Annotated in this window: 20 protein-coding genes and 1 pseudogene; 16 read left to right on the top strand and 5 right to left on the bottom strand. The window is 68.4% G+C overall.

Annotated elements, in window-relative coordinates:
* Positions 1 to 77 precede the first annotated feature (77 nt).
* The 11 genes from paaN to ABZ490_RS49460 all read left to right on the top strand — a co-directional run bounded on the left by paaN (position 78) and on the right by ABZ490_RS49460 (position 10,027).
* On the top strand, positions 78 to 1,790 hold the full coding sequence (paaN, locus tag ABZ490_RS49510) for a phenylacetic acid degradation protein PaaN (RefSeq protein ID WP_359006732.1): 1,713 nt from the start codon (positions 78 to 80) through the stop codon (positions 1,788 to 1,790).
* Positions 1,783 to 3,006 carry a thiolase family protein gene (locus tag ABZ490_RS49505; protein ID WP_359006729.1) on the top strand — a complete coding sequence of 408 codons (1,224 nt, stop codon included), beginning with the start codon at positions 1,783 to 1,785 and terminating at the stop codon, positions 3,004 to 3,006. The genes paaN and ABZ490_RS49505 overlap by 8 nt, the downstream gene beginning before the upstream one ends.
* Positions 3,003 to 3,767 (top strand): enoyl-CoA hydratase/isomerase family protein, encoded by a 765-nt coding sequence (locus ABZ490_RS49500; RefSeq protein ID WP_359006726.1) that lies wholly within the window; start codon positions 3,003 to 3,005, stop codon positions 3,765 to 3,767. Before ABZ490_RS49505 ends, ABZ490_RS49500 begins: the two co-directional genes overlap by 4 nt.
* Positions 3,764 to 4,618, top strand: coding sequence for a 3-hydroxyacyl-CoA dehydrogenase family protein (locus ABZ490_RS49495; protein ID WP_359006723.1), 855 nt, complete (start codon positions 3,764 to 3,766; stop codon positions 4,616 to 4,618). Before ABZ490_RS49500 ends, ABZ490_RS49495 begins: the two co-directional genes overlap by 4 nt.
* Entirely contained in the window at positions 4,609 to 5,430 is an 822-nt protein-coding gene (locus ABZ490_RS49490) for an enoyl-CoA hydratase-related protein (RefSeq protein WP_359006720.1), read from the top strand. The genes ABZ490_RS49495 and ABZ490_RS49490 overlap by 10 nt, the downstream gene beginning before the upstream one ends.
* A gap of 72 nt (positions 5,431 to 5,502) precedes the next feature.
* The gene (paaA, locus tag ABZ490_RS49485; RefSeq protein ID WP_359006717.1) at positions 5,503 to 6,489 is read left to right on the top strand and encodes a 1,2-phenylacetyl-CoA epoxidase subunit PaaA; all 987 of its coding nucleotides are present in this window, start codon (positions 5,503 to 5,505) and stop codon (positions 6,487 to 6,489) included.
* Entirely contained in the window at positions 6,486 to 6,782 is a 297-nt protein-coding gene (paaB, locus tag ABZ490_RS49480; protein ID WP_359006714.1) for a 1,2-phenylacetyl-CoA epoxidase subunit PaaB, read from the top strand. Before paaA ends, paaB begins: the two co-directional genes overlap by 4 nt.
* Positions 6,783 to 6,791: 9 nt before the next feature.
* A complete protein-coding gene (paaC, locus tag ABZ490_RS49475) occupies positions 6,792 to 7,619 on the top strand; it encodes a 1,2-phenylacetyl-CoA epoxidase subunit PaaC (protein ID WP_359006711.1) in 828 nt (275 codons plus the stop codon).
* Complete coding sequence (gene paaD / locus ABZ490_RS49470) at positions 7,613 to 8,128, top strand: 1,2-phenylacetyl-CoA epoxidase subunit PaaD (RefSeq protein WP_359006708.1); 516 nt, start codon at positions 7,613 to 7,615, stop codon at positions 8,126 to 8,128. The genes paaC and paaD overlap by 7 nt, the downstream gene beginning before the upstream one ends.
* Complete coding sequence (gene paaE, locus ABZ490_RS49465; RefSeq protein WP_359006705.1) at positions 8,128 to 9,252, top strand: 1,2-phenylacetyl-CoA epoxidase subunit PaaE; 1,125 nt, start codon at positions 8,128 to 8,130, stop codon at positions 9,250 to 9,252. The genes paaD and paaE overlap by 1 nt, the downstream gene beginning before the upstream one ends.
* 7 nt (positions 9,253 to 9,259) lie before the next feature.
* The gene (locus ABZ490_RS49460; RefSeq protein WP_359006702.1) at positions 9,260 to 10,027 is read left to right on the top strand and encodes an enoyl-CoA hydratase-related protein; all 768 of its coding nucleotides are present in this window, start codon (positions 9,260 to 9,262) and stop codon (positions 10,025 to 10,027) included.
* A 185-nt stretch (positions 10,028 to 10,212) separates the two neighbouring features.
* On the opposite strand, the gene ABZ490_RS49455 is transcribed toward ABZ490_RS49460, so the two are convergent.
* On the bottom strand, positions 10,213 to 10,629 hold the full coding sequence (locus ABZ490_RS49455; protein WP_359006699.1) for an ester cyclase: 417 nt from the start codon (positions 10,627 to 10,629) through the stop codon (positions 10,213 to 10,215).
* Positions 10,630 to 10,776: 147 nt separating this feature from the next.
* Positions 10,777 to 11,568, bottom strand: coding sequence for an MBL fold metallo-hydrolase (locus tag ABZ490_RS49450; protein WP_359006696.1), 792 nt, complete (start codon positions 11,566 to 11,568; stop codon positions 10,777 to 10,779).
* An 80-nt stretch (positions 11,569 to 11,648) separates the two neighbouring features.
* Between ABZ490_RS49450 and ABZ490_RS49445 the strand changes: the two genes are divergently transcribed.
* Complete coding sequence (locus tag ABZ490_RS49445; protein WP_359006751.1) at positions 11,649 to 12,257, top strand: ABATE domain-containing protein; 609 nt, start codon at positions 11,649 to 11,651, stop codon at positions 12,255 to 12,257.
* Positions 12,258 to 12,679: 422 nt separating this feature from the next.
* Positions 12,680 to 15,151 (top strand): SpoIIE family protein phosphatase, encoded by a 2,472-nt coding sequence (locus ABZ490_RS49440; RefSeq protein ID WP_359006694.1) that lies wholly within the window; start codon positions 12,680 to 12,682, stop codon positions 15,149 to 15,151.
* Positions 15,152 to 15,556: 405 nt separating this feature from the next.
* Here the strand turns inward: ABZ490_RS49440 and merA are convergent, their stop codons facing one another.
* Positions 15,557 to 16,981: a mercury(II) reductase gene (merA, locus tag ABZ490_RS49435; protein ID WP_359006691.1), complete on the bottom strand. Its 1,425-nt coding sequence runs from the start codon at positions 16,979 to 16,981 to the stop codon at positions 15,557 to 15,559.
* Between the two features lie 119 nt (positions 16,982 to 17,100).
* On the opposite strand from merA, the gene ABZ490_RS49430 reads away from it, so the two are divergent.
* A complete protein-coding gene (locus ABZ490_RS49430) occupies positions 17,101 to 17,658 on the top strand; it encodes a helix-turn-helix domain-containing protein (protein ID WP_359006687.1) in 558 nt (185 codons plus the stop codon).
* 88 nt (positions 17,659 to 17,746) lie between these two features.
* Here ABZ490_RS49430 and ABZ490_RS49425 read toward each other — a convergent pair whose 3' ends face one another.
* A complete protein-coding gene (locus ABZ490_RS49425; RefSeq protein WP_359006684.1) occupies positions 17,747 to 19,279 on the bottom strand; it encodes an MFS transporter in 1,533 nt (510 codons plus the stop codon).
* A gap of 573 nt (positions 19,280 to 19,852) precedes the next feature.
* Entirely contained in the window at positions 19,853 to 20,725 is an 873-nt protein-coding gene (locus tag ABZ490_RS49420; RefSeq protein ID WP_359006681.1) for an alpha/beta hydrolase, read from the bottom strand.
* An 84-nt stretch (positions 20,726 to 20,809) separates the two neighbouring features.
* On the opposite strand from ABZ490_RS49420, the gene ABZ490_RS49415 reads away from it, so the two are divergent.
* Together ABZ490_RS49415 and ABZ490_RS49410 are read left to right on the top strand one after the other, a co-directional pair.
* Positions 20,810 to 21,364, top strand: a complete 555-nt coding sequence (locus tag ABZ490_RS49415) for an ABATE domain-containing protein (RefSeq protein ID WP_359006678.1) — start codon at positions 20,810 to 20,812, stop codon at positions 21,362 to 21,364.
* A gap of 387 nt (positions 21,365 to 21,751) precedes the next feature.
* Positions 21,752 to 22,444, top strand: a pseudogene (locus ABZ490_RS49410) (transposase); the annotation flags it as partial.
* Positions 22,445 to 22,521: the final 77 nt, after the last annotated feature.

Here is a 22,521-nt window from a genome sequence, read left to right as displayed (position 1 = left end):
CCGACCGAACATTCGGTTAGCGTGCGGCACGGCCAAAGTAATCCAGCCAGATCACTGCCTGTCAAGAGGTGGATTTAATGTCGCACAAGATGCCGAAAGGCCCTGATTTCTTCGTACGCCATCGCATGCTGCTGGAGCAGGCGGAAGCTGCCACCGAGCACCGGGACCACTGGACGCCCTACCCGGAGTCGCCGAGCAAGTCGTTGTACGGTGAAGACGCCGCTGAACGCGGAGAGGCCGCCTTCCGGAGCCGGATCAATGCACGGTTTGAGCTGCCGGGACATCCCCGGGATGGCTGGGTAGCGTCGGGTGAGACCTCGCCGTATGGATTCCCGCTCGGCGTCATCTACCCCCGGATCACGCCGGACGTGGCGGTGGCGGCGGCGAAGGAGGCCGTTCCCGCTTGGCGGGGAGCTGGTCCCGATGTCCGTGCGGGTGTCGCCGCGGAGATCCTCGCCCGGCTGAACGCGGCGAGCTTCGAGATCGCGCACGCCGTGCAGCACACCACCGGACAGGCGTTCGTGATGGCGTTCCAGGCCGGCGGTCCGCATGCCCAGGATCGGGGGCTGGAGGCGGTCGCGTACGCATGGTCGGAGCAGAAGCGGCACCCCGCATCAGCGCGCTGGCGCAAACCGCAGCGCAAGGGCGGGCCTCTGGTGATGGACAAGAGGTTCACGCCGGTGGGTCGGGGCGTGTCGCTGCTGATCGCCTGCAACACCTTCCCGACCTGGAACAGCTATCCGGGCCTGTTCGCCTCTCTCGTCACCGGTAACCCGGTCGTGGTCAAGCCGCACCCGGGGGCCGTGCTGCCGCTCGCGATCACTGTGCGGATCGCCCGTGAGGTGCTTGCCGAAGCAGGTTTCGACCCGAATCTGGTCGTGCTGGTCGCCGAAGAGCCGGGGGATCGGTCAGCCGGATTCCTCGCCCTGCACCCGGACGTACGGATCATCGACTTCACAGGTTCCACCGAGTTCGGCGACTGGCTGGAGGCCAACGCCCGCCAAGCCGTGGTGTACACGGAGAAGGCCGGCCTGAACACGGTGGTCCTCGACTCCACAGACGACTACCAGGGCCTCCTGGGCAACCTGGCCTTCTCCCTGGCGCTGTACAGCGGGCAGATGTGCACCACCCCGCAGAACCTCCTGATACCCCGGGAGGGCATGGCCACCGACCAGGGCGTTCGGACAGCCGACGAGTTCGCCGCCGATCTCGCCGCAGCGCTGGACAGGCTGCTCGCCGATCCGGCCCGCGCAGTCGGAACACTGGGTGCCCTCGTGAACGACGGCGTGCGCGAGCGGCTCACCCAGGCCGAACAGCTCGGCCGCACCGTTCGTGAGGCGGTGCGGGTGGAGCACCCCGAGTACCCCGCGGCGGAGGTCCGGACGCCTCTGGTGGCCCGGCTCGACGCTGAAGCGGACCAGAAGACCTACGCCCGGGAGTGGTTCGGACCGGTCTTCTTCGTCGTAGGCACCGACTCCACCGAACACAGCCTCAGGATCTTCGAGGAGACAGTGCGGACGCACGGCGCGCTGACCGCCATCGTCCACTCCACCAGTGAGGAGGTGCTGAAGACAGCCGAGGAGGCCGCCCTGGACGCGGGTGTCCACCTGGCGGAAAACCTCACTGGCGGCGTCTTCGTCAACCAGTCCGCCGCCTTCAGCGACTTCCACGGCAGTGCGGCCAACCCCGCGGCCAGTGCCACCCTCTCCGACCCCGCCTTTGTCACCGGCCGGTTCGCCACACTCCAGTCGCGTCGCCCCGTCACCGTCGAGGAGCCCGCCCATGTCTGATGACGTCTATCTGATCGAGGGAGCCCGCACCCCCCAGGGCCGCTACGGCGGCGCCCTGGCCTCCGTACGCCCCGACGACCTGGCCGCCCTCGTCGTTGGCGAGGCCGTCCGCCGTGCCGGGATCCCGGGCGAGGCCGTGGACGAGGTGATCCTGGGGGCCGCCAACCAGGCCGGTGAGGACAACCGGGATGTGGCGCGCATGGCCGTGTTGCTGGCCGGACTGCCCCACACAGTGCCCGGATACACCGTCAACCGGCTGTGTGCCTCGGGCCTGACGGCGGTTGCCTCGGCAGCCCAGGCGATCCGGTCTGGTGAGGCCGAGATGGTCGTAGCGGGCGGAGTGGAGTCCATGACACGCGCGCCCTGGGTGATGGATAAGCCCGGCACCCCATGGGCCAAGCCAGGCGAGGTGCACGACACCTCACTGGGTTGGCGCTTCACCAACCCCCTCTTTACTGCTTCCGACCGGGCCGTTTCGGAGGCTGCCGCGTCCGAGACGGTGAAGGTGACGCTGTCGATGGGGGAGACCGCCGAGGAGGTCGCTGCCCTGGACGGCATCACCCGTCTCGACTCCGACGCGTACGCGCTCCGCAGCCACCAGCGGGCTGTCGCGGCACAGGAGGCGGGCCGCTTCGACCGCGAGATCGTGCCGGTACCCGTGGCGGACGGCCAGGTGACACGCGACGAAGGCCCGCGCCCGGCGACGACGCTGGAGAAGCTCGGCGGCCTACGGACGATCTTCCGTAAGGACGGCATCGTCACTGCCGGTTCCTCCTCGCCGCTCTCCGACGGCGCTGCTGCGCTGGTGGTGGCGAGCGCGGCGGCCGTGGAGCGGTACGGACTCACCCCGCGAGCCCGGGTCGTCACCGCCGCGTCCGCCGGCGTCCAGCCGAACATCATGGGCCTCGGCCCCGTCCCCGCCACGGAGAAGGCCCTGGCCCGGGCCGGATGGCAGAGCGCAGACCTGGACGCGGTCGAGGTGAACGAGGCGTTTGCCGCCCAGGCGCTGGCGGTCATGCGGCGCCTCAAGTTCGACGAGGAGAAGGTCAACGCCGATGGCGGGGCCATCGCGCTGGGCCATCCGCTCGGCTGTTCCGGCGCACGCATCCTGCTGACTTTGCTCGGACGGCTGGAGCGCGAGGACACGCGCCGCGGGTTGGCGACTCTGTGCGTCGGGGTCGGTCAGGGAGTCGCCATGCTGGTGGAGCGGGTGTGAACGAGGTGACCTACGAGACGCTCCGGGTAGAGGAGCGTGAGGACCGGGTGGTCGTCACGCTATACCGGCCCGAGGCCCGTAACGCCATCAGCGAGCAGATGATCGCCGAGCTGCACGAGGTGTGCACTCTGCTGGAGTGTGAGCCGAGGCTGCTGCTGCTCACCGGGCACGGCCGAGTCTTCGCGGGCGGCGCCGACATCGCTGAGCTGCTGCGCAGGGGCCGGGACGAAGCCCTGCAGGGGATCAACAGCCGGTTGTTCGAGCGGGTACGGCGGTTGCCCATGCCCACGCTCGCCGCTGTCGACGGCTGGGTGCTGGGGGGCGGTGCCGAGTTGGCGTACGCCTGCGACCTCCGTATCGCCGGCCCGGACACCGTCTTCGGGAATCCCGAGCCCGGGCTCGGGATCCTGGCCGCGGCCGGTGCCTGCTGGCGGCTTCCCGAACTGGTCGGCGAGTCGATCGCGAAGCAGGTGCTGCTCGCAGGACGGAACCTTGATGCGAAGGCGGCTCTGGCGGCCGGCCTGGTCGTCGACGTCGTAGAGGCCGATGAGTTGCTCGACGAGGCACACGCGCTGCTCGATCGCATGACCCAGTCCTCGGCCACGGCGCTACGCCTGACGAAGCTCGTTGTCGACTCGCCCGGTGCTCATCCGATTGCCGACGACCTGGCCCAGGCCGTGCTGTTCGAAGGGCAGGACAAGAAGGACCGTATGACCCAGTTCTTGAAAAAGAGGGGTCGGGAGAAGAGGAGCCGCACATGAGCTCAGCACCCTCTGTCGTCGGGGTCATCGGCGGTGGCAGGATGGGCGCCGGCATCGCGCAGACCTTCGCGGCGGCCGGATCGTCCGTCACCGTCGTGGAGAGCGACGACGCAGCGGCCGCCGCGGCACTGGACCGCGTTGCCACTGGCCTGAAGCGGGCCGCGGAACGCGGCCGCCTGGCCGAGCCGGTAGAACACGTGCTCCTCCGGGTGGAGATAGCCCAGTCGGTGGACGACCTGCCTCCGGACACCGACCTGGTGGTGGAGGCCGTCCCCGAGGATGCCGCGCTCAAGACCCGCATCCTGGCCCGCGCCGAGCGACGGGTCAGCGAGACGGCGGTGTTGGCGAGCAACACGAGCTCTCTGTCTGTCACCGACCTTGCCTGCGCGCTCACCCGACCTGGCCGCTTCTTGGGGATGCACTTTTTCAACCCCGTTCCGGCCTCGGAGCTGATTGAGATCGTTGTCGCGCCGGACACCCGTGCCGACACCGTGAAGGCTGCCCTCGCCTGGACACGCAGCCTCGATAAGAAGGACGTCGTGGTCAAGGACTCGCCCGGCTTCGCCAGTAGCCGCCTGGGTGTGGCCCTGGGCCTGGAGGCGATCCGGATGGTCGAGGAGGGCGTCGCTCAGGCGGAGGCCATCGACGACGCCATGCGGCTTGGCTACAAGCACCCCATGGGGCCGCTGCGCCTGACCGACCTCGTCGGTCTCGACGTGCGCCTCGCCATCGCCGAGCACTTGTACGCCACCCTCGGTGAGCGGTTCGCGCCGCCCCGGCTCCTGCGGGAGAAGGTCGCGCTCGGTGAGTTGGGACGCAAGACGGGACAGGGATTCTACACATGGCTGTGAGTGAAGAGATGGCCGCACCCGAACAGCATCGGGTCTGCTACACGCTCGACGGCGCGGTGGCCGTCATCACACTCTGTCGGCCCACGGCCGGGAACGCCCTGGACCTGACTCTCCGGCACGGCCTCCTAGCGGCCGTGCGCCGAGTACATGCCGACGGGGACAAGGTGCGGGCGGTCCTGCTCACGGCCGAGGGCAGGCACTTCTGCGTTGGCCAGGACCTCAAGGAGCATGCCCGGGTTCTGGAGGCGAAGCCCTCCTCTGCCTTCGCCATCGTGCGCGACGAGTACAACCCGCTCGTGGAAGAACTGCACGGGCTTCGACAGCCAGTCGTCGCCGCGATCGAGGGGGCCTGCGTCGGGGCCGGGCTCGGTCTCGCCCTCAGTGCCGACCTGCGGGTCGTGGCCGAGGGTGCCCGTTTCTCGACCGCCTTCACGGGCATCGGCCTGGCGGCCGACACCGGCCTGAGCAAGGCGCTGGCCCAGTCGGTGGGACCTTCCCGAGCCGCTGGCCTGATGCTTCTCGGAGACCGATTCGACGCGGAGGCAGCGCAACAGTGGGGGCTTGTCCATCACGTGGTGCCGGACGGCAGTGCTGCCAGGGAAGGCCTGGCCCTCGCCAAGCGGCTCGCCACAGGTCCCACCGCCGCGTACGCCGAGGTCAAGGTGCTGCTGCGGAACGTCGGCAACACGAAAACGTCCGCCGTGCTGGACCGCGAGGCGGCCGCGCAGGAGCGGCTGGGCCGGACCGCAGACCATCTAGGTGCCGTGCGGGCCTTTCTCGCAGGGCAGCAACCCCTCTTCGAAGGCCGCTGACGAACACGGCATTCGCCGGGACAAAAAGGATGCACCGAACCATGTACCGAACGAACGATCGGTTGGGAAGGTATGGATATGACCACAACACAATCTGACTCAGCGGGCTGCGCGGAACTGCGACTTCAGGAGCATTTCGACGCAACCATCGCGCGAGACCAGCGCATCGAGCCGCGGGACTGGATGCCCGACGGCTACCGCGCCACCCTGATCCGGCAGATCGCGCAGCACGCCCATTCGGAGATCATCGGCATGCAGCCGGAGGGCGAGTGGATCACGCGCGCGCCCTCGTTGCGCCGCAAGGCGACCCTCTTCGCCAAGGTCCAGGACGAGGCCGGACACGGCCTCTACCTCTACTCGGCCGCCGAGACTCTCGGAGCCGACCGCGCAGACCTGACGGAGCGCCTGGTAGAGGGGCGCCAGAAGTACTCCTCGATCTTCAACTACCCGACCCCGACCTTCGCCGACGTCGGTGTGATCGGCTGGTTCGTGGACGGTGCGGCGATCTGCAACCAGGTCCCACTGTGCCGCACCTCGTACGGTCCGTACGCGCGCGCCATGGTGCGCATCTGCAAGGAGGAGTCCTTCCACCAACGGCAGGGCTACGAAATGCTGATGACGATGATGCGCGGCACCGAAGTCCAGCGGCAGATGGTGCAGGACGCCGTGGACCGCTGGTGGTGGCCGTCGCTGATGATGTTCGGCCCGCCGGACGACGACTCGCCCAACTCGGCACGTTCCATGGCCTGGAAGATCAAGCGGCACTCCAACGACGAGTTGCGCCAGAGGTTCGTCGACATGACCGTGCCGCAGGCTGAGAAGCTCGGCGTCACCCTGCCCGACCCGGATCTGCGGTGGAACGAGGAGCGCGGACACCACGACTTCAACGCCCCCGACTGGGACGAGCTGAAGAGGGTGGTCTCCGGCGACGGACCGTGCAACGTCCAGCGCGTCGAGCGACGCCGCATCGCCCACGCGGAGGGAGCCTGGGTGCGGGAAGCAGCCGCGGCGCACACGGCGAAGCAGTCGGCACGCACGCATGAAGGAGCAGCGGCATGACCCGGACCAGCCAGGCGAACTGGCCCCTTTACGAGGTGTTCGTCCGCGGCAAGCGCGGGTTGAACCACGTCCATGTCGGCTCGCTGCACGCCGCCGACGACCGCATGGCTCTGACCCATGCCCGGGACCTGTACACCCGGCGCAACGAGGGCGTGAGCATCTGGGTGGTGCGCTCCGAGTACATCGCGGCCTCCACACGCGATGAGAAGGACCCCTTCTTCACCCCCAGCGCTGACAAGGTCTACCGGCACCCCACCTTCTACGACATCCCCGATGATGTCCCGCACATCTAGGAGCAGGCAGTGAGTGACGACCACGTCTACCTCTCGCTGGCCGAGGAGCACGAGAGTGACGCCCGATGGGCGTTCGGCACCGGCTTCGAGGACCCGCTGCACGGCGTGCCCAGCACCGTGCCGGCCGGCGTCGACACAGAAGAACTGGCCGCGCTCTGCCTGGCTTTGGGTGACGACGCCCTGGTGAGCGCACAGCGGCTGGCGGAGTGGACCACCCGTGCTCCGGAACTTGAGGAGGAGGTCGCTCTCGCAAATATCGGCCTCGACCTGCTAGGTCAAGCCCGGCTGCTGTACGCGCGCTGCGGCCAGGTCGACGGTACGGGACGAGGAGAGGACGCGTACGCCTATTTCAGGGACGCGGCCGACTTCCGCAACGTACGCCTAGCCGAGCTTCCGCGCGGTGACTTCGCGTTTTGCGTCGCCCGGCTGCTGGTCCTCTCCGCCTGGCGGCTGGCCCACTTCGAGCGGCTCACCGCGTCGGCCGACCCGGTGCTCGCCGCGATCGCTGGCAAGAGCGTGAAGGAGCTGACGTACCACCGGCAGTACGCCGCCGAATGGGTCGTCCGGCTCGGTGACGGCACCGAGGAGTCCCGTCGCCGAATGCACGTCGCGCTGGAGCAAGTGTCCGCTTATTTGGGTGAGTTGTTCGACGCCTACGACGTCCGTGAGGAGGTGAGCGCTGTGCTGCGCCAGGTCACCGATGCTGCCGGGCTGACCGTGCCGGTGTACCGGCCGTTGCCCGGCGTCGGCCGCGGCGGTGAGCACACCCAACACCTCGCCCCCCTGCTGGCCGAGCTGCAGGGCGTGGCCCGGGCTCACCCGGAGGCGAAGTGGTGACCGTGCAGACACAAGCGAGCCGTGCCCGCCGGATTGCCGAGCAAGTACCGGATCCCGAACTGCCGATGCTCACGCTTGCCGACCTCGGTGTCCTGCGTGACGTATCCGTAACCCCGGACGGTACGGTGGTCGCCGACCTCACCCCGACGTATTCCGGCTGCCCAGCCATCTCCGAGATGCGCGCCGCGGTGGCCGCGCGTTTGAAGGCCGCCGGGTATGTAAGCGTTCGGGTGCGCACCGTGCTCGACCCGCCATGGACGACGGACTGGATCACTTCCGCCGGTCGTCGCAAACTCGGCGAGCACGGGATCGCGCCCCCGGGACCGGCGCCACGGCCCGCGCCCGGCCCCATGCCGCTGGTGCTGTCGGCCACCCGGCGCGCGGTGGCCTGCCCGCTCTGTGGGTCGGCGGATACGGAGGAGACCTCGCGCTTCGGCGCCACCTCCTGCAAGGCGCTGTGGCGCTGCCGAGCCTGCCGTGAGCCCTTCGAATACATCAAGGAGATCTGATGGAGGAGCAGTCGGTGCTCGGCACCACCATCCCCGCCGCGGCACGGCAACCGCGCCGCCGCCCGGCCTTCCACTCCCTGCGCGTCGCCTCCGTACAGAGGTTGTGCGAGGGCGCGGTGGCCGTCGGCTTCGACATCCCCGCCGACCTCGCCGGGGAGTTCGCCTTTGCGCCCGGTCAGTCGCTCACCCTGCGCCGCGAGGTCGACGGGCAGGACGAGAGGCGCTCATACTCCATCTGCTCCCCGAGGGGTTCGCGGCCACGGATCGGGGTGCGCGAGGTACCCGGTGGCCTGTTCTCCTCGTGGCTGGTCCGCGAGGTGCAGCTCGGCGACACGCTCGAGGTGATGGTGCCGACCGGCGCTTTCACCCCCGACCTGACCATGCCCGGCCACCACGTGCTCATCGCCGCCGGGTCGGGCATCACACCGATGCTCTCCATCGCCGAGTCGGTCCTTGCGGCCGACGACACCTCACGGGTCACCCTCTTCTACGGCAACCGTCGCACCGACTCCGTGATGTTCGCCGATGAGCTCGCCGATCTGAAGGACCTCCACCCCGCCCGCTTCCAACTCGCCCACGTCCTGTCCCGTGAGCCCCGCGAAGCCGACCTGCTCTCCGGCCGGCTGGACGCGGAGCGGCTCGGCGCGCTGATCAAGGGCCTGATCGACGTCACTGCGGCCGACCACTGGTGGCTGTGCGGCCCGCACGGCATGGTCCGCGATGCCCAGCAGGTGCTGGCCGGGCTCGGTGTGCCCGGCGACCGGATTCATCAGGAACTGTTCTTCGCCGATGACGAGCCAATGGTCGAGGTACATCACCAGGATTCCGACTCCATAAGCGCCGAATCGGTCAGCCAGGTCACTGTCAGCCTCGACGGCCGCTCCACCACCGCGGCTCTGCCACGCACCAGCACGGTGCTCGACGGCGCTCAGAAGATGCGCCCCGACCTGCCCTTCGCGTGCAAGGGCGGTGTCTGCGGCACCTGCCGTGCCCTGGTCACCGAAGGCGAGGCCGACATGCGCCGCAACTACGCCCTCGAACGAGCCGAAGTCGATGCCGGCTACGTGCTGACCTGTCAGACCTTTCCCGTCTCCGAAACCCTGACCGTCGACTTCGACAGCTGAGGACCCGATGACCGTTCATCTCGAAGTCGCCGAGGGCGTCGGCACGATCCGCCTCGACCGCCCGCCCATGAACGCCCTGGACGTCGCCACGCAGGACCGGCTCAAGGAACTGGCCGAGGAGGCGACCCGCCGGGACGACGTCCGCGCCGTCGTGGTGTACGGCGGGGAGAAGGTGTTCGCGGCGGGCGCGGACATCAAGGAGATGCAGGACATGGACCACACCGCGATGGTCCTGCGCTCGCGCGCCCTCCAGGACTCCTTCACGGCGGTGGCCCGGATCCCCAAGCCGGTCGTGGCCGCCGTCACGGGCTACGCGCTGGGCGGCGGCTGCGAGCTCGCCCTCTGCGCGGACTTCCGGATCGTGGCGGACAACGCCAAGCTGGGCCAGCCGGAGATCCTGCTCGGGCTGATCCCCGGCGCGGGCGGCACCCAGCGGCTGGCCCGGCTGATCGGCCCCTCCAAGGCGAAGGACCTCATCTTCACCGGCCGGATGGTGAAGGCGGACGAGGCGCTGACCCTGGGCCTGGTGGACCGGGTGGTCCCGGCGGCCGAGGTGTACCCGCAGGCCCACGCCTGGGCCGCGAAGCTGGCCCAGGGCCCGGCGCTCGCGCTGCGGGCCGCGAAGGAGTCGATCGACACCGGCCTGGAGACGGACATCGACACCGGTCTGGCGGTCGAGCGCAACTGGTTCGCGGGCCTGTTCGCCACCGCCGACCGCGAGATCGGCATGCGGAGCTTCGTCGAGGAGGGGCCGGGCAAGGCCAAGTTTCGGTGAATGGGCACTCGTACCTCCGAGGTATCTGTCCTTCAGACAGCATGTGCACCATTTCGGATGGACGCCGAGGCCCCGCCAGGTGTGGCGGGGCCTCGGCGCACAGTAAACGGCTGTGCCGGGAGCCGGGGACGGCCGAGTGCTCCTGGCCGTCCGCAGGGGCTGCGCGCACAGTCATGTAGCCGCTGTCAGGCGCGCGTTCCCACCTTGAGCTGGTTGAGGATGTCTTGGGTGTTGTAGTGGGCGCGCTTCTCGATGATCCTTCGGTCCTTGAAGGTGAAAAGGTTGAACATCGAGAAGCGCAGGTGGGCTCCCGCCGGGGCCAGGCCCCGGAACTCGCCGGTCTGGTTCCCCTCAACCACGACGAACGCGCCGACCCGGTCGCCTTCGGCCACTGTGCGTTCGACGGTCATACGGATGCCCCGGAAGGCATCGATGTTCTTCTTCTCTTCCGCGATGAAACCCTCGGGGCCCGGGTGGGGGGTGTCGATCTGGTTGTAGAAGACGAAGTCCTCGTGGAACATGCTGGTCACTGCCGTGTAGTCGGCCTTTTCGAGGGCCTCGTAGAAGCGGCGTACCAGATTCGTGTGGATGTCGACAGACATGCCTGCCCCTCAGGGTCTGCTTGGCCGGCGGGCCGGTGCTTGGTGTGTGTGGTCGCGCGTTCCGTGAGGTCCGGCGGGCTGCCGGACCTCACGGAGATGAGCGGTGCGGTGGCGAGGACGCCGCTTGACGTGTGCGCCGGCGAGGGCTCAGCCGCGCTGTCCCCAGTCAACGCGATCGGCGAGGCCTGCGGCGGAGAAGGCCACCTGGAGGTCGTTGCGGCCCTCGGTGAAGTGGGCCCAGCTGTCGTAATGGACGGGGACGATCCGGCGGGCGCCGAGGATCTGGGCGGCCTCGGCGGTCTGAGCACTGTCCAGGACGACGCACTGGCCGTCGTAGATGACGGAGAAGCGAGGCGCGCCGGCGAAGAGGAGGGCGGTGTCGACAGGGCCGAAGCGCTCGGCGATTTCCTTGACCGCTTCCAAGGAGGCGTTGTCGCCGCTGACGTAGACGGTCGGCAGGCCCTCGCCGGTCAGGATGAAGCCGACGACCTGGCCGGAGATCGGCTCGACGTCCTCACGCGCTCCGGGCCCGTGGATCGCGGGGACGCCGGTGACGGTGACGGTGCCGCCGCCGGGACGCTCCAGCTCGACCGACGCCCAGTCGGCCAGACCCTGGGCCCTGTCTCCGAGGCGCTGTCCGCCGCCCGGTGTGGTGAGCGTGAGGGGGACGTCGGCGAGCAGGGCGCGGCCGGAGTTGTCGAGGTTGTCGGCGTGCTCGTCGTGAGAGAGCAGGACCACGTCGATGGGGCCGAGGTCGGCGGGGCTGCCTACGGAGGGCGCGGTCTTGGTCAGGAGCGGACCGCCGGGGACCTGGTAGTCGCCGGGGGCGTCGAAGGTCGGGTCGGTCAGAATGCGCAGGCCGCCGTACTCGAAGACGGCGGTCGGGCCACCGAAGACCCTGACGGGGAACTGGTCGGTGGATGCGGCGGGAGAAGTCATGAAAGTGAACCTCACGGATAGGGTATCGATTATCCGTGAGTAACCGTAACCGTTTCTCATGGATGTGCACAAGTCGTACCATGAGAAACGTGAATGAGATCGTGACCACACAGCCGGACCTGCCACCCGCGCCGGGCGAGGAGCAGTACCGCTCCCTCGCCCTGGCCAACAGTGCACTCGCCTTGCCTGGCGGGCACTTCATCGACCTGATCGGCACCCCGACCGCAGCGAATCAATGGCTGGCGGGTCGTGGACTCGCGCCGGCTGATGTCGGCATGCGGGAGATGTGTGCGGCACAGTTGCGTGTATTGCGAGAACAGATCAGGGCGTTGCTGGCTTCCCGCGTCGCCGTGCTGCCCGCGATCCCCGCCGCCGTCGCAGCCATCAACGACGCGATGACCCGGGTCCCTACAGCTCCGCTGCTGCAGTGGGACGATAAGTTGGGTCCCTACCGCGCGGCCCCGCATCCCACCACGGAGATCGTCGACCACGCCCTGGCGACTCTCGCCGCCGACGCCGCCGACCTGCTCACCTCCCTCGACGCAGAACGCCTCACCGCCTGTGCCTCCACACCCTGCAACCGCTACCTGCTCCGCCATGGCCGCCGCCAGTGGTGCTCCACCCGTTGCGGCGACCGCGCTCGCGCCGCCCGCGCCTACGCCCGCCGTGTCCGCCCCGATGCGGACTGAGGACTTCCTGCGGGCGGATGTCACATCGGAGGCCGCGCCCCGTCCCGACGCGCGTTCTTCGGCGTTCCACCTCGCACGAATGGGCCCGGGGCTACCAGGAATCGGGTGTCCGCTCACGATTTGTTCGGTGGACTGATCCGATCCCGGGCGGACTTGCCGTGCTCGTCGACCACTCGTGGTCTCTGCGGTGCCGTCGGGACTGGGTGGAGATGTTCAAGGGCAGCCCGCCCAATGTGCGGTTCCAGGCCATGGACCGAGTCGCGCCCGATGAGCGATGCCACCAGGGCTGTGACACTGCGTGACGATGCTGTGACAGTGGAGGTTCTGCCTTGAGAAGGCTCGAAGCACGGTGCACGCTGGTGAGTGCCGAGGACGGGCTGCGTATTGAGTGTGGTGGTCGTGCCGTGGAGAGAGGTGCACCCATGGACGAGCGAGTCACCCTATCGGATAGTTCCGACGGCGTTCGGCTGCACATGGGCGCTGAGATCTCGGCCGTGGTGGACGGTCGGGGCGTGGTGACCGCGTGCAGTACGAGCGTGCGTGTTCTGCTGGGGTATGAGCGAGGGGACGTGATCGGCGGCAAAGCTGCGCGGATGCTGGGTGGGCCTCTGCCGGTTGCCGTCCAGCGTCATTGTGCCCAGCGGGAGGCATGGAGCGGCCTGATTCCTGTGCGGCACCGAGACGGTCGCCGTCTGCGGCTGCGCATTGAGGGTCAGCCGCTGTCGGATGCGGCCGGAGGTGGGTTCTGGGCGCTCACGGCCACTGCGCCCCAGTCGTTCGCGAGGGACGACGGTACGGGCGACAGCGGGGAGCCGGAGACGTCCGTGCTCAAGCGATGGGCACTGGAGCAGCTTCCGCTTCCCATGGGGCTGTACGACCGCCGCGGGGTATGTATCGCGGTCAACGCGGCTATGGCGCGGGCGATGGGGACCTCCGAACAGGGTCGGACAGGTCGGCGTATCGGCCATGATGCGCAGGGACAGCCCATCAAGGGCATGGAGCGCATGGTCGAGACCGTGGAACAGGTGTGGCGGACCGGACGTACGGTGTCCAGGGAGATGCACTTCCGTTCACCCGGTGAGGCCCGAGCGCACGCCTGGCTGACGTGGTTCCACCCGGTCGAGGACCCTGCGGGCAGGGTATGCGCTGTCTCGGTTACAGGGGGCGACGCGTCCGAGCAGTTCCATGCCCGGCAGCGGCTGAGCGTCCTGAATGAGGCCGGGGCGCGGATCGGGAGCACGCTGGACGTGGCCTGCACCGCGGACGAGTTGGCGCAGGTCGGCACGGATCACTTCGCCGACTTCGTGGTGGTTGACCTTCTCGACAGTGTCCTCGGCGGCGAAGAAACCGAAGGAGTCCCGTCCGACGACCGCTTGCGCTTCCGCAGGGTCGCTCAGCGGTCCGTCCTACCGGGCTGTCCCGAAACGGTGGTTCCGATCGGTGCCTTGCACAGCTACCACGCGGAGTCCACGCCGGGTCGCGCGCTGGCCGAAGGCCATGCCTTGCATGAACGCGTCAACAGCCGCTCCATGCGATTGTGGGCCATGGACTCCCCGGAACGCGTCCGCAGCATCAAGACGCATGGGATTCACTCGATCATGGCCGTGCCGCTGCGTGCTCGGGGCGTCACTCTGGGGCTGGCGATCTTCTCCCGCCACGGTACGCCGGAACCCTTCCGCGAGGACGACCTGCGGCTGGCGGAGGAGCTTGCCGCCAGGGCGGCGGTTTGGGTCGACAACGCCCGCCGGTATACCCGCGAACGATCGATCGCGCTCGCTCTGCAGGAGAGTCTTCTCCTCGACCGTTCGCCCCACCAGGCCGGTGTGGAGACGGCCTTCCGCTATCTGCCCTCCGACCCGGGTGTGGGGATCGGCGGTGATTGGTTCGATGTGATCCCGCTGTCGGGTGCGAGAGTGGCGTTGGTGATGGGCGATGTGGTGGGGCACGGAATCCAGGCAGCGGCCACGATGGGGCGCCTGTGTACGGCCGTCCGTACCCTGGCCGACGTGGACCTGGCTCCTGACGAACTGCTCACTCAGCTCGACGACCTTGTCCTGCGTCTGGACCGGAAGGCGACGGCGGACAGGGCGTACCACGCAGGGGGCGAGGTCGGGGCCACCTGCCTGTATGCCGTGTACGACCCGGTCTCGCGACGCTGCTCGATGGCCCGGGCTGGTCATCCCGAACCAGCCCTGGTCACCCCTGACGGCGCAGTGGAGTTCCTCCACGTCCCGGCCGGGCCTCCCCTGGGACTGGGTGGTCTGCCGTTCGAGGTGGCGGAGTTCGACATACCCGCAGGCAGCGTGATCGCCATCTACACCGACGGGCTCCTCGCTGACCGCGACCTGGACGAGGGACGTGACGCACTCCGCGCTGTCCTCGTCGGCAGCTTGGCTCGCCCTCTGGAGACCACGTGCGACAGAGCCGTGGACGGACTGCTACCCGACCGTCGCGCGGACGATGCCGCCCTTCTGCTGGTGCGAACGCGGCAACTGGGCGCCGACCAGGTCGCCACTTGGGGGCTCCCGGCTGAGCCCGCCGCAGTTGCTCGTGCCCGTGATCTCGCGTGTGATCAGCTGGCTGCCTGGGGCATGAACGACGCCGCCTTCGCCACCGAACTTGTTGTGAGCGAACTGGTCACCAACGCCATCCGCTACGGCCGTCCCCCCATCCACCTGCGACTGATTCACGACACCACCCTTGTCTGTGAGGTGAGCGACGACAGCAACACCGCCCCCCATCTGCGTCGCGCCCGTGTCTTCGACGAAGGTGGCCGAGGCCTGTTCATCGTGGCCCAGCTCACGCAGCGCTGGGGCACCCGTCACACACGCATGGGCAAGACGATCTGGGCAGAAGTACCACTTCCCCCGGAAACGGCTGTACCCCTCGGCTGACTGCGCGCCGTGGTGGCCGCGGGCGACACGAATCGAGTTCTGCCATTCCATGCGGGCAGGGGCGCTGGGTGTGATGCAGGCACAGGGCGAGGCAGCAAAAGTGGCTGGCCCGCCCTGATGAACAGTAGGGAGTACGTGCCGGCAGGGTTGCGGTCCCGCCGGAGGCCGAGCGGCAGCATGGGGTGTGCGCTGCACGTCTCGACGGCTGGCGGGCCGCGAGCAGGATGGCGGCCAGGGGGCGACGACGGCCAGAGGCCCGGGGCGCTGCTCGGCGTCAACAAGTAGCCAGCCGCAGGCGAGGTCAGCCCAGCCGGTGCGGACGGTGTCGAGGCTGTACCTCACCCCGCCGATGCCGCCGGGTTAGCCGCTCGTCACCACCCGCTCGTCCGTCGCTCGGGCAGCCTTTCAGCTGGTTGCTGCGGCGGGCATCTGGGCCGCCATCCTGAGCGCTTCCGCCATGGTGAGGAACGGCGCCCAGGTGGTGGCCAGTTGCTGGACGGTGAAGCGGGCCGACAGCGCGTACGTGGCGGCGGTGATGACCTCGCCGGCCTCCAGGCCGACCATGTGGACGCCCAGGAGCCGGCCTGTTTCGGGGTCGGACACGAGCTTGAGCACCCCGTGGGGGTGCCGACTGACCACCGCCCGGGGCACGAACGCGAGCGGGAGCTCACGAGTCTCGTACGGCTGTCCAGCGGCTTCCGCCTCTGCCGGAGTGAGACCGACCGAGGCCAGCGTGGGAGAGGTGAAAGTGACGCGGGGCACGGTGGTGTAGTCGAGGCTCCGGGCCGTTTCCCCGAAGGCGTTGGCAACGGCCGTTGCGCCCTGTGCGCCGGCCACGTACACGAACTGCCGATGCCCTGTGACGTCTCCAGCAGCCCAGATGTGCGGGTGGGTGGTGCGCAAATATTCGTCCACGACCACTTCGCCGCGCGGGCCGACGTTCACACCGACAGCAGCGAGGTTGAGTCCATCGGTCACCGGGCGGCGGCCGGTGGCTATAAGGATCTTCTCCGCAGAGAGATGGAACACGTCCTCACCTGCGGTGACCGTGGCCAGGACACCAGTGTCGGTCGGCTCGACGCTCGTCAGGATCGCACTGGTGCGGAAGGCGATGCCCTCTTCGGTCAGCGCTTGGCACAAGGCCGCGGAGATGGCCAGGTCCTCGAACGGGGCGATACGCGGGGCCAGTTCGACCACGGTGGTCCGGGCGCCCAGGCGGGCGAAGAACTGGGCCTGCTCCAGGCCGATGGCGTTGCCACCGATCACCAGTAGGGACTCGGGCACGCGGTCGAGAGACATAGCCGTCGACGACGTCAAGTAATCGACGTCCGCCAGACCAGGGATGTCCGGGATGAAGGGCCGGGCGCCAGTGGCGATGAGTACATGCTCGGCAGTGATCCGGACTTTGGCGCTGCCGTTTCCGGTGACGGCCAGTGTCAGGCGGTCCTGGACGGAGGGGGCGAAGGACGCCTCGCCCCGCAGCAGGTCGATACCGGCCTGTTCGGTGCCCTTGACGTGGTCTTCCTCGCGCCGCTCGGCGATGAACCGGTCCTTGTCCTTGACGAGCTGTGACAAGTCGACCGGCCCGGCGGAAGTGTCGATTCCGGGGAAGCCGCCCCGCTGAGCGGTGGCATGTACGGCGGCTGCGGCGAGCAGCGTCTTGGAGGGGATGCAGCCCACGTTCAGGCAGGTGCCGCCGGGGGCGCCACGCTCCACCATGATGACGGACTTGCCCCGCAGCCGGGCGTCCGTGGCTGCGGCCTTGGCGGCCGAACCAGCGCCGATGACCGCTAGATCGTACGTTTGACCTGCATTGTTGTCGTTCTTCACGGCTTCGTGGGATTCCTTTTCTTCATTGAGCACTCGCTGGCAGACTTACCGCACCAGGCAAGACAGACCTGTCTGTCTGTGCGGCAAGGTAGACAGGTCTGTCTGGTAAGGTCAAGTGCATGCAGGAAGCAGCCAGCGGCTCGGCGGTGCGCGAGCGGATTCTGGACACGGCAGCCAGGTTGTTCTACGCCCACGGGGTTCGGGCGGTCGGCGTCGACCGCGTGATCAAAGAGTCGAACGTGGCCAAGGCCACCCTGTATACCCACTTCCGGTCGAAGAACGCACTGGTCGAGGCCTATCTAAGGCGCCAGGCCGAGCGTGCGCACGCGGAACTGCTGCATATCGAGGCGGAGGCCGGTCCGGCTTGTATCGCCGCCGTGTTCGACCACGCGGCGGAGGGTGCCGACGCGCAGAACTACCAGGGCTGCTGCTTCCTCAATGCGGCTGCCGAACACCTCGACACCAACAGTCGCGCAATCGAGATTCTCGCCGAGCACCGGGCGTTCCTGCTGGCCTGCTTCGAGCGGAGCGTGGTGCGGCCGACAGCTGCGGAGCGCACTGAGGTGGCACGCGTTCTCCTTGCGTTGCTGGATGGCGCCAAGGTTGCCTCAGTGGACGAGGGGAGTGCCGCGTTCGCGCGGGTCAAGCCGGTGGGCGTAGCGATAGCCGCCGGGTAGCGGCGCCCGGCGCCCTGCCGAACGTGTCCCTGTCGGATACCGCGATGCTTCCGACAGGGGCACCTGCATCTCCAAGGCGGTGTCCGCATTACCCCACAGGGGCCTGTCCCGTTTCCGTCGGAGCGTGTTGCTGCGGCCCGGCGTTGACTGCCGTCATGGTTATGGTCAGGGCCGTCAGGAACAGGGCGCCTCCGACGGCGAAGGCCACGGTGTACCCATGGGTCAGTGCCGTGACGGCCTTTTCCACGAGAGCCGAGTCCTTGGCAGCGAGCCCACGCGCGAGGGCATTGACGGTGTCGGGCACCCGGTTCTCGGCCGCCGAGGTCGCCACGGCCGATAGGACGGCGATGCCCAGTGCGCCGCCGATCTGCTGGGAGGTGTTGAGTACCGCCGAGGCGATGCCGGACTCTTGGTCCTCGACTCCGCTGACTGCGGTGAGGGTCAGCGGCACGAAGGTCGCTCCGATACCGAACGCCATGGCGAAGATCGCGGGCATCAGGTGCCCGGGGTAGGAGGAGCCGTGTTCCAGCGTGGAGAACCAGAACAGCGCTGCCGTAGCGATCAGCAGGCCGGGGCCCACGATCAGACGAGGCGTGATGCGGGTGATCAGCTTGGAACTGAGCCCGGCTGCGAGGATCAGCCCGACACTGAACGGCAGATAGGCGAGGCCTGCCTGAACGGGTTCGTAGCGCAGTACCAGCTGCATGTACAGGGTCAGGAGGTAGAAGGTGGCCTCCAGGCCGGCGCCGGCGAGGAGCATCACGGCGTACGAGCCCGCACGGTTGCCGTCCCGCAGCAGGTGCAGCGGTAGCATCGGGTGCGCGGTGTGTGCCTGGAGCACCAGGAACACCGTCAGTAGGGCCGCGGCAAGGGCGAACGCGGTCAGGGTCATGCCTTCGGCCCAGCCGTGCTCGCCGCCGCGCGTGATGCCATACACCAGAGCCAACATGCCGCTCGTGCCGCTGAGGGCGCTTGGCACGTCCAGGCTCCCGCGGTGGCGTTCGGCCTGGACGAGGGTGTGGCTGCCGAGGAGGACGGCCAGACCGATGGGGATGTTGATCAGGAACACCCACCGCCAGTCGAGGTAGCCGGTCAGAATGCCCCCCAATAGCACGCCGAGGGTGATGCCCAGGCCGGACATGGCTCCGTAGACGGCCATTGCGCTATTACGGGGCTTTCCCTCCGGGAAAGTGGTGGTGATCAGGGCAAGTGCGTTGGGCGCGGTGATCGCGGCTCCGGCGCCCTGCAGGATGCGCGCCGCGATGAGGAGGCCCTCGTTCGGGGCCAGGCCAGCCACGAGCGAGGCGAGAGTGAAGAGAGCGACGCCCACCTGGAAGACCCGTCGGCGCCCGTAGAGGTCTCCGGCCCGCCCGCCGAACAGCAGCAGGCCGCCGAATACCAAAAGGTAGGCGTTGACCACCCATGCCAGGTTCGACGCGGAGACATCCAGGTCGCTCTGGATGCTCGGCAATGCGATGTTCGTGATCGTGGCATCCACGAGCAGCATCAGCTGTGCAGCGGCGATTACGAGCAGCGCGATGCCGAGCCGGCGCGCGCCGGATGGGGTCCTTGAGACGTCGGGTTGTGGGAAGGAGGCGTCGGTTGCGCCGACAGCAGTCATGAGGGCTCCAAAGACGGGCGGGATGATCCACGGAGGTGACCGGCAGGCGGCTTCGTCGTCGGCCGTGACCGGCCGCGCTCGGTGACGCTCGACGGCCGAGGCGGCGGCCGCGCAGCCCGCGGCGGGCCATGGTGTGTAGGTGCTGGGAATGCCGGAGCCACGCGGTATACCTGAAAGAATTCTGTCATACCCCTGGGGGGTATATATATACCCCCCAGGGGTATGACGGCCAAACGGTCGCAGCGGTGAAAGAGGTCACCTGCCGTCAAGGGCATTGCTCTGCGGTACGAGGCGACCGCGATCGCTGTCACGGTCGCGTGCGTGAACAGTGCAGCAACGGCTCCGTCTGTGCCGCCTTCGTCGAACGGCAGAGATCGGGAACGCAGGAGACCGCCGGTGCGACCGGAACAAGCCACCTGAGCAAGGCTTGGTGAGCGTTCGGCATCCGGCGCACCTTGGTCCGGCCGACGGCTCCCGGTGCGTCCCCGGTGGCGACGATCGCTGCGAGCAGGCCGCCGCCGACGACCCGCCAGCCGCGCTGTGGGCCAGCCGTTCCTGGGTGAGCAGGCGCAGTCACTTCCAGGCGCGGTCGAGGAAGTCGGCGATCAACGGGGTGGTCTCCGGCAGGTGGGTTTCCAGGGCGAAGTGGCCGGTGTCGAGGAGGTGGAGTTCGGCGTCGGGCAGGTCGCGGAGGTAGGCGCGGGCCCCGGGTGCGATGAAGAAGGGGTCGTGAGCTCCCCAGATGATCAGGGTGGGCGGCGTGTGTCGGCGCATCCATGCCTGCCAGCGGTCGTAACTCTCGATATTGGTGCGGTAGTCGAAGAAGAGTGCCAGTTGAGCCTCCTTGCGGCCCGGGAGATCCAGGAAGTGCAGGTCGAGCGTCCAGCCGTCCGGGGCGATCAGGCCGGGATCGGTGACGCCCGCCTCGTACTGGAAGCGGGTTCCACCGAGAGTGAGCAGGTCACGCAGTGCGTCCTCGGCGCCGGGGGTCTGCGGGGTGAGGAGCAGGACGTCGCGGGCCGCGTCCGACAGCCCGACCTCGTATGCGTTGCCGTTCTGCACGATCAGCCCCGCGATCCACTCGGGGTGGCGTTCGGCGAGGCGGAAGCCGACCGGGGCGCCGAAGTCGAAGACATACATCACGAACCGGTCGAGGCCCAGTTGCTGAACGAAGCCTTCAGTGACGTCGGCGAGTCGGTCGAACGAGTAGCTGAAGGCTTCCGGCGCCTCAGTGTGACCGAACCCGGGGTAGTCCGGAGCGATCAGCCGGTAGTGAAGGCCCAGCGCGTCGATGAGGCGGCGGAACTGGTGTGAGCCGGACGGGAAGCCGTGCAGGAGCAGCATTACGGGAGCGTCGACCCGGTCGGGAACGGACTCGCGGTAGAAGACGCGGACGCCGTCGACATCCAGGTGACGGTGTGCGGTGCGGGCGGGGAAGGCGGACATGGCTAATCCTTTCCTTGCGTTTGAATGCATTAGGTATAGCCGGGTATGCCTAACACGTCAACGCATGGAGGTAGCATTAGTCGCATGAGCGATCTCGTGCCGCTGACCGGAGAGCCGCTGGCATTGGACCTGGTCAACACCCGTCCCACCGTCGGCGATCTGCTCGCCACTCCCGGTGATCTTGGCGCCTGGTGGGCTCTCCAGGCCGACCGCCTACCAGACGTGCCGAAGGAGGTCACAGGCACGGATCTGTCCGCCGTGCACGCCGTGCGGGAGCACGCTGCCCGTGCGCTCGACAGCGTCCGTCACGGTGGACAGCCCCTGGAGGTTGACCTGGAGGCACTCAATCAGTCGCAGCGCGCCGCGCCCGCCATCCTCGAGCTGCAGTGGGACGGTTCGACGCTCACTGTCACCCGGCGGCGCGACGGCTCGCCAGGTCGGCAATTGGCCGCCAGGCTCGCCGAGGCTGTTGTCGAACTGCTGGCCGACCCGGCGGTCACCAGCATCCGCCAGTGCGAGGCCGACGACTGCACACTGCTCTTCCTGGCCGCCCACCCGCGCCGCCGCTGGTGCTCGGCCGCCCGCTGTGGCAACCGGATGCGCGTCGCCCGCCACTATCAGCGTCACAAGGCCAAGTAGCCTGCTGAAGACTGTCGTTCATAGTTTTGCAGGCCGAGGCGCGCGTGTCGCAGTCAGAACCCCGGATCGAGGAGTTCGGTATCTCGCCGCGGCGGTCGGTGACGTGCCTGCTGTCCAGGAAGACCCCTGGGTTGGCACGGGAGGCACTGGCATCTGCGCTCACCGGACCACAAGCAGCTTGCCGACTGGGCGGTCGGGCTCTCCTCCCCGAGGCCTGGGCCCGGTCCACGGTGAGCGGCTCGCTGTCCGGGGGACGCCGTCCGGCGGTGGCCATGTGGTCCGTAGGGCTCCGCGACACCTGGTGGGACTGATCGCACACCGCGGTCAGCTGCAGGGCCTGGCCGCCCTGCGACTTCGGAGCGCCGCCGATCGGGGTTGTCACCCGTGCTGGTTCTACTGACGGGTTACCAGACTCCGGCGGCACTCCGCCGCCGCGTCCGGGCCCGGCTGACGGCGTGGCTGGCCAACCGGAGCGTGCGCACCGCCGACGTTGTCGCCGCGACCGCGCTGGAGGCCGCGCAGGCCCAGCAGACCGTGCTGCCCGGCGCGGATGTCGCCGCCTGGATCGTCGCCGACCTGGCGGCACAGATCTTGGCCTGAACGACCGGCTGAAGCGGATCGACCAGCAGCTCCGCGAGACCGTCCACAGCCATCCGCAGGCGGAGATCATCGAGTCCCTGCCCGGTACGGGCCACATACTCGGCGCCAAGTTCATCGTCTTGGCCGGCAACCTGTCGGCCTACGCCGGCGTTGGCCCACCTGGCCTCCGCAGCTGGGCTGGTACCTGCCCCGTGCGACTCTGGACGACGCACCGGCAACCTGCACCGGCCCAGCGCCACAGCTGCTGCCTGCGACGGGAGTTCTACATGCCTGCCCAGACCAGCATCATCCGCGAGGGCTCCAACCGGGACTTCTACCTCAAGAAGCACGGCGAGGGCTGCAAACCACGTCCAGGTCACCATCGCCCTGGCCCGCTGGCCCGCTGGCCCGCTGGCCCGCCGTCGCGCGAGCGTCCTGTGTGCGCTGCTGCGTGACGGAAGGGTCTTCGCCTCCGTCCCGCCCGTCACGCAGGCGGCTTGACTTCGTCATTGAGTAATCCGATCTCCGGACGGTGATACCCCAAAGGGGAGAAAATTGGCTCCGGTCGTCCGGCTGAC

It is taken from the genome of Streptomyces sp. NPDC005811 (assembly GCF_040630405.1).
In the GTDB taxonomy this organism is placed as follows: Bacteria; Actinomycetota; Actinomycetes; order Streptomycetales; family Streptomycetaceae; genus Streptomyces.
Note: the sequence above shows the minus strand (reverse complement) of the source record. Positions and strands in the feature narration are given on the sequence as shown.

What these genes read in the sequence shown, in the direction of transcription:
- paaN (WP_359006732.1), top strand. Translation starts at nt 78, where the DNA reads ATGTCGCACAAGATGCCGAAAGGCCCTGATTTCTTCGTACGCCATCGC.
- ABZ490_RS49505 (WP_359006729.1), top strand. Translation starts at nt 1,783, where the DNA reads ATGTCTGATGACGTCTATCTGATCGAGGGAGCCCGCACCCCCCAGGGC.
- ABZ490_RS49495 (WP_359006723.1), top strand. Translation starts at nt 3,764, where the DNA reads ATGAGCTCAGCACCCTCTGTCGTCGGGGTCATCGGCGGTGGCAGGATG.
- ABZ490_RS49490 (WP_359006720.1), top strand. Translation starts at nt 4,609, where the DNA reads ATGGCTGTGAGTGAAGAGATGGCCGCACCCGAACAGCATCGGGTCTGC.
- paaA (WP_359006717.1), top strand. Translation starts at nt 5,503, where the DNA reads ATGGATATGACCACAACACAATCTGACTCAGCGGGCTGCGCGGAACTG.
- paaB (WP_359006714.1), top strand. Translation starts at nt 6,486, where the DNA reads ATGACCCGGACCAGCCAGGCGAACTGGCCCCTTTACGAGGTGTTCGTC.
- paaE (WP_359006705.1), top strand. Translation starts at nt 8,128, where the DNA reads ATGGAGGAGCAGTCGGTGCTCGGCACCACCATCCCCGCCGCGGCACGG.
- ABZ490_RS49460 (WP_359006702.1), top strand. Translation starts at nt 9,260, where the DNA reads ATGACCGTTCATCTCGAAGTCGCCGAGGGCGTCGGCACGATCCGCCTC.
- ABZ490_RS49455 (WP_359006699.1), bottom strand. Translation starts at nt 10,629, where the DNA reads ATGTCTGTCGACATCCACACGAATCTGGTACGCCGCTTCTACGAGGCC.
- ABZ490_RS49450 (WP_359006696.1), bottom strand. Translation starts at nt 11,568, where the DNA reads ATGACTTCTCCCGCCGCATCCACCGACCAGTTCCCCGTCAGGGTCTTC.
- ABZ490_RS49445 (WP_359006751.1), top strand. Translation starts at nt 11,649, where the DNA reads ATGAGAAACGTGAATGAGATCGTGACCACACAGCCGGACCTGCCACCC.
- ABZ490_RS49440 (WP_359006694.1), top strand. Translation starts at nt 12,680, where the DNA reads ATGGACGAGCGAGTCACCCTATCGGATAGTTCCGACGGCGTTCGGCTG.
- ABZ490_RS49430 (WP_359006687.1), top strand. Translation starts at nt 17,101, where the DNA reads ATGCAGGAAGCAGCCAGCGGCTCGGCGGTGCGCGAGCGGATTCTGGAC.
- ABZ490_RS49425 (WP_359006684.1), bottom strand. Translation starts at nt 19,279, where the DNA reads ATGACTGCTGTCGGCGCAACCGACGCCTCCTTCCCACAACCCGACGTC.
- ABZ490_RS49420 (WP_359006681.1), bottom strand. Translation starts at nt 20,725, where the DNA reads ATGTCCGCCTTCCCCGCCCGCACCGCACACCGTCACCTGGATGTCGAC.
- ABZ490_RS49415 (WP_359006678.1), top strand. Translation starts at nt 20,810, where the DNA reads ATGAGCGATCTCGTGCCGCTGACCGGAGAGCCGCTGGCATTGGACCTG.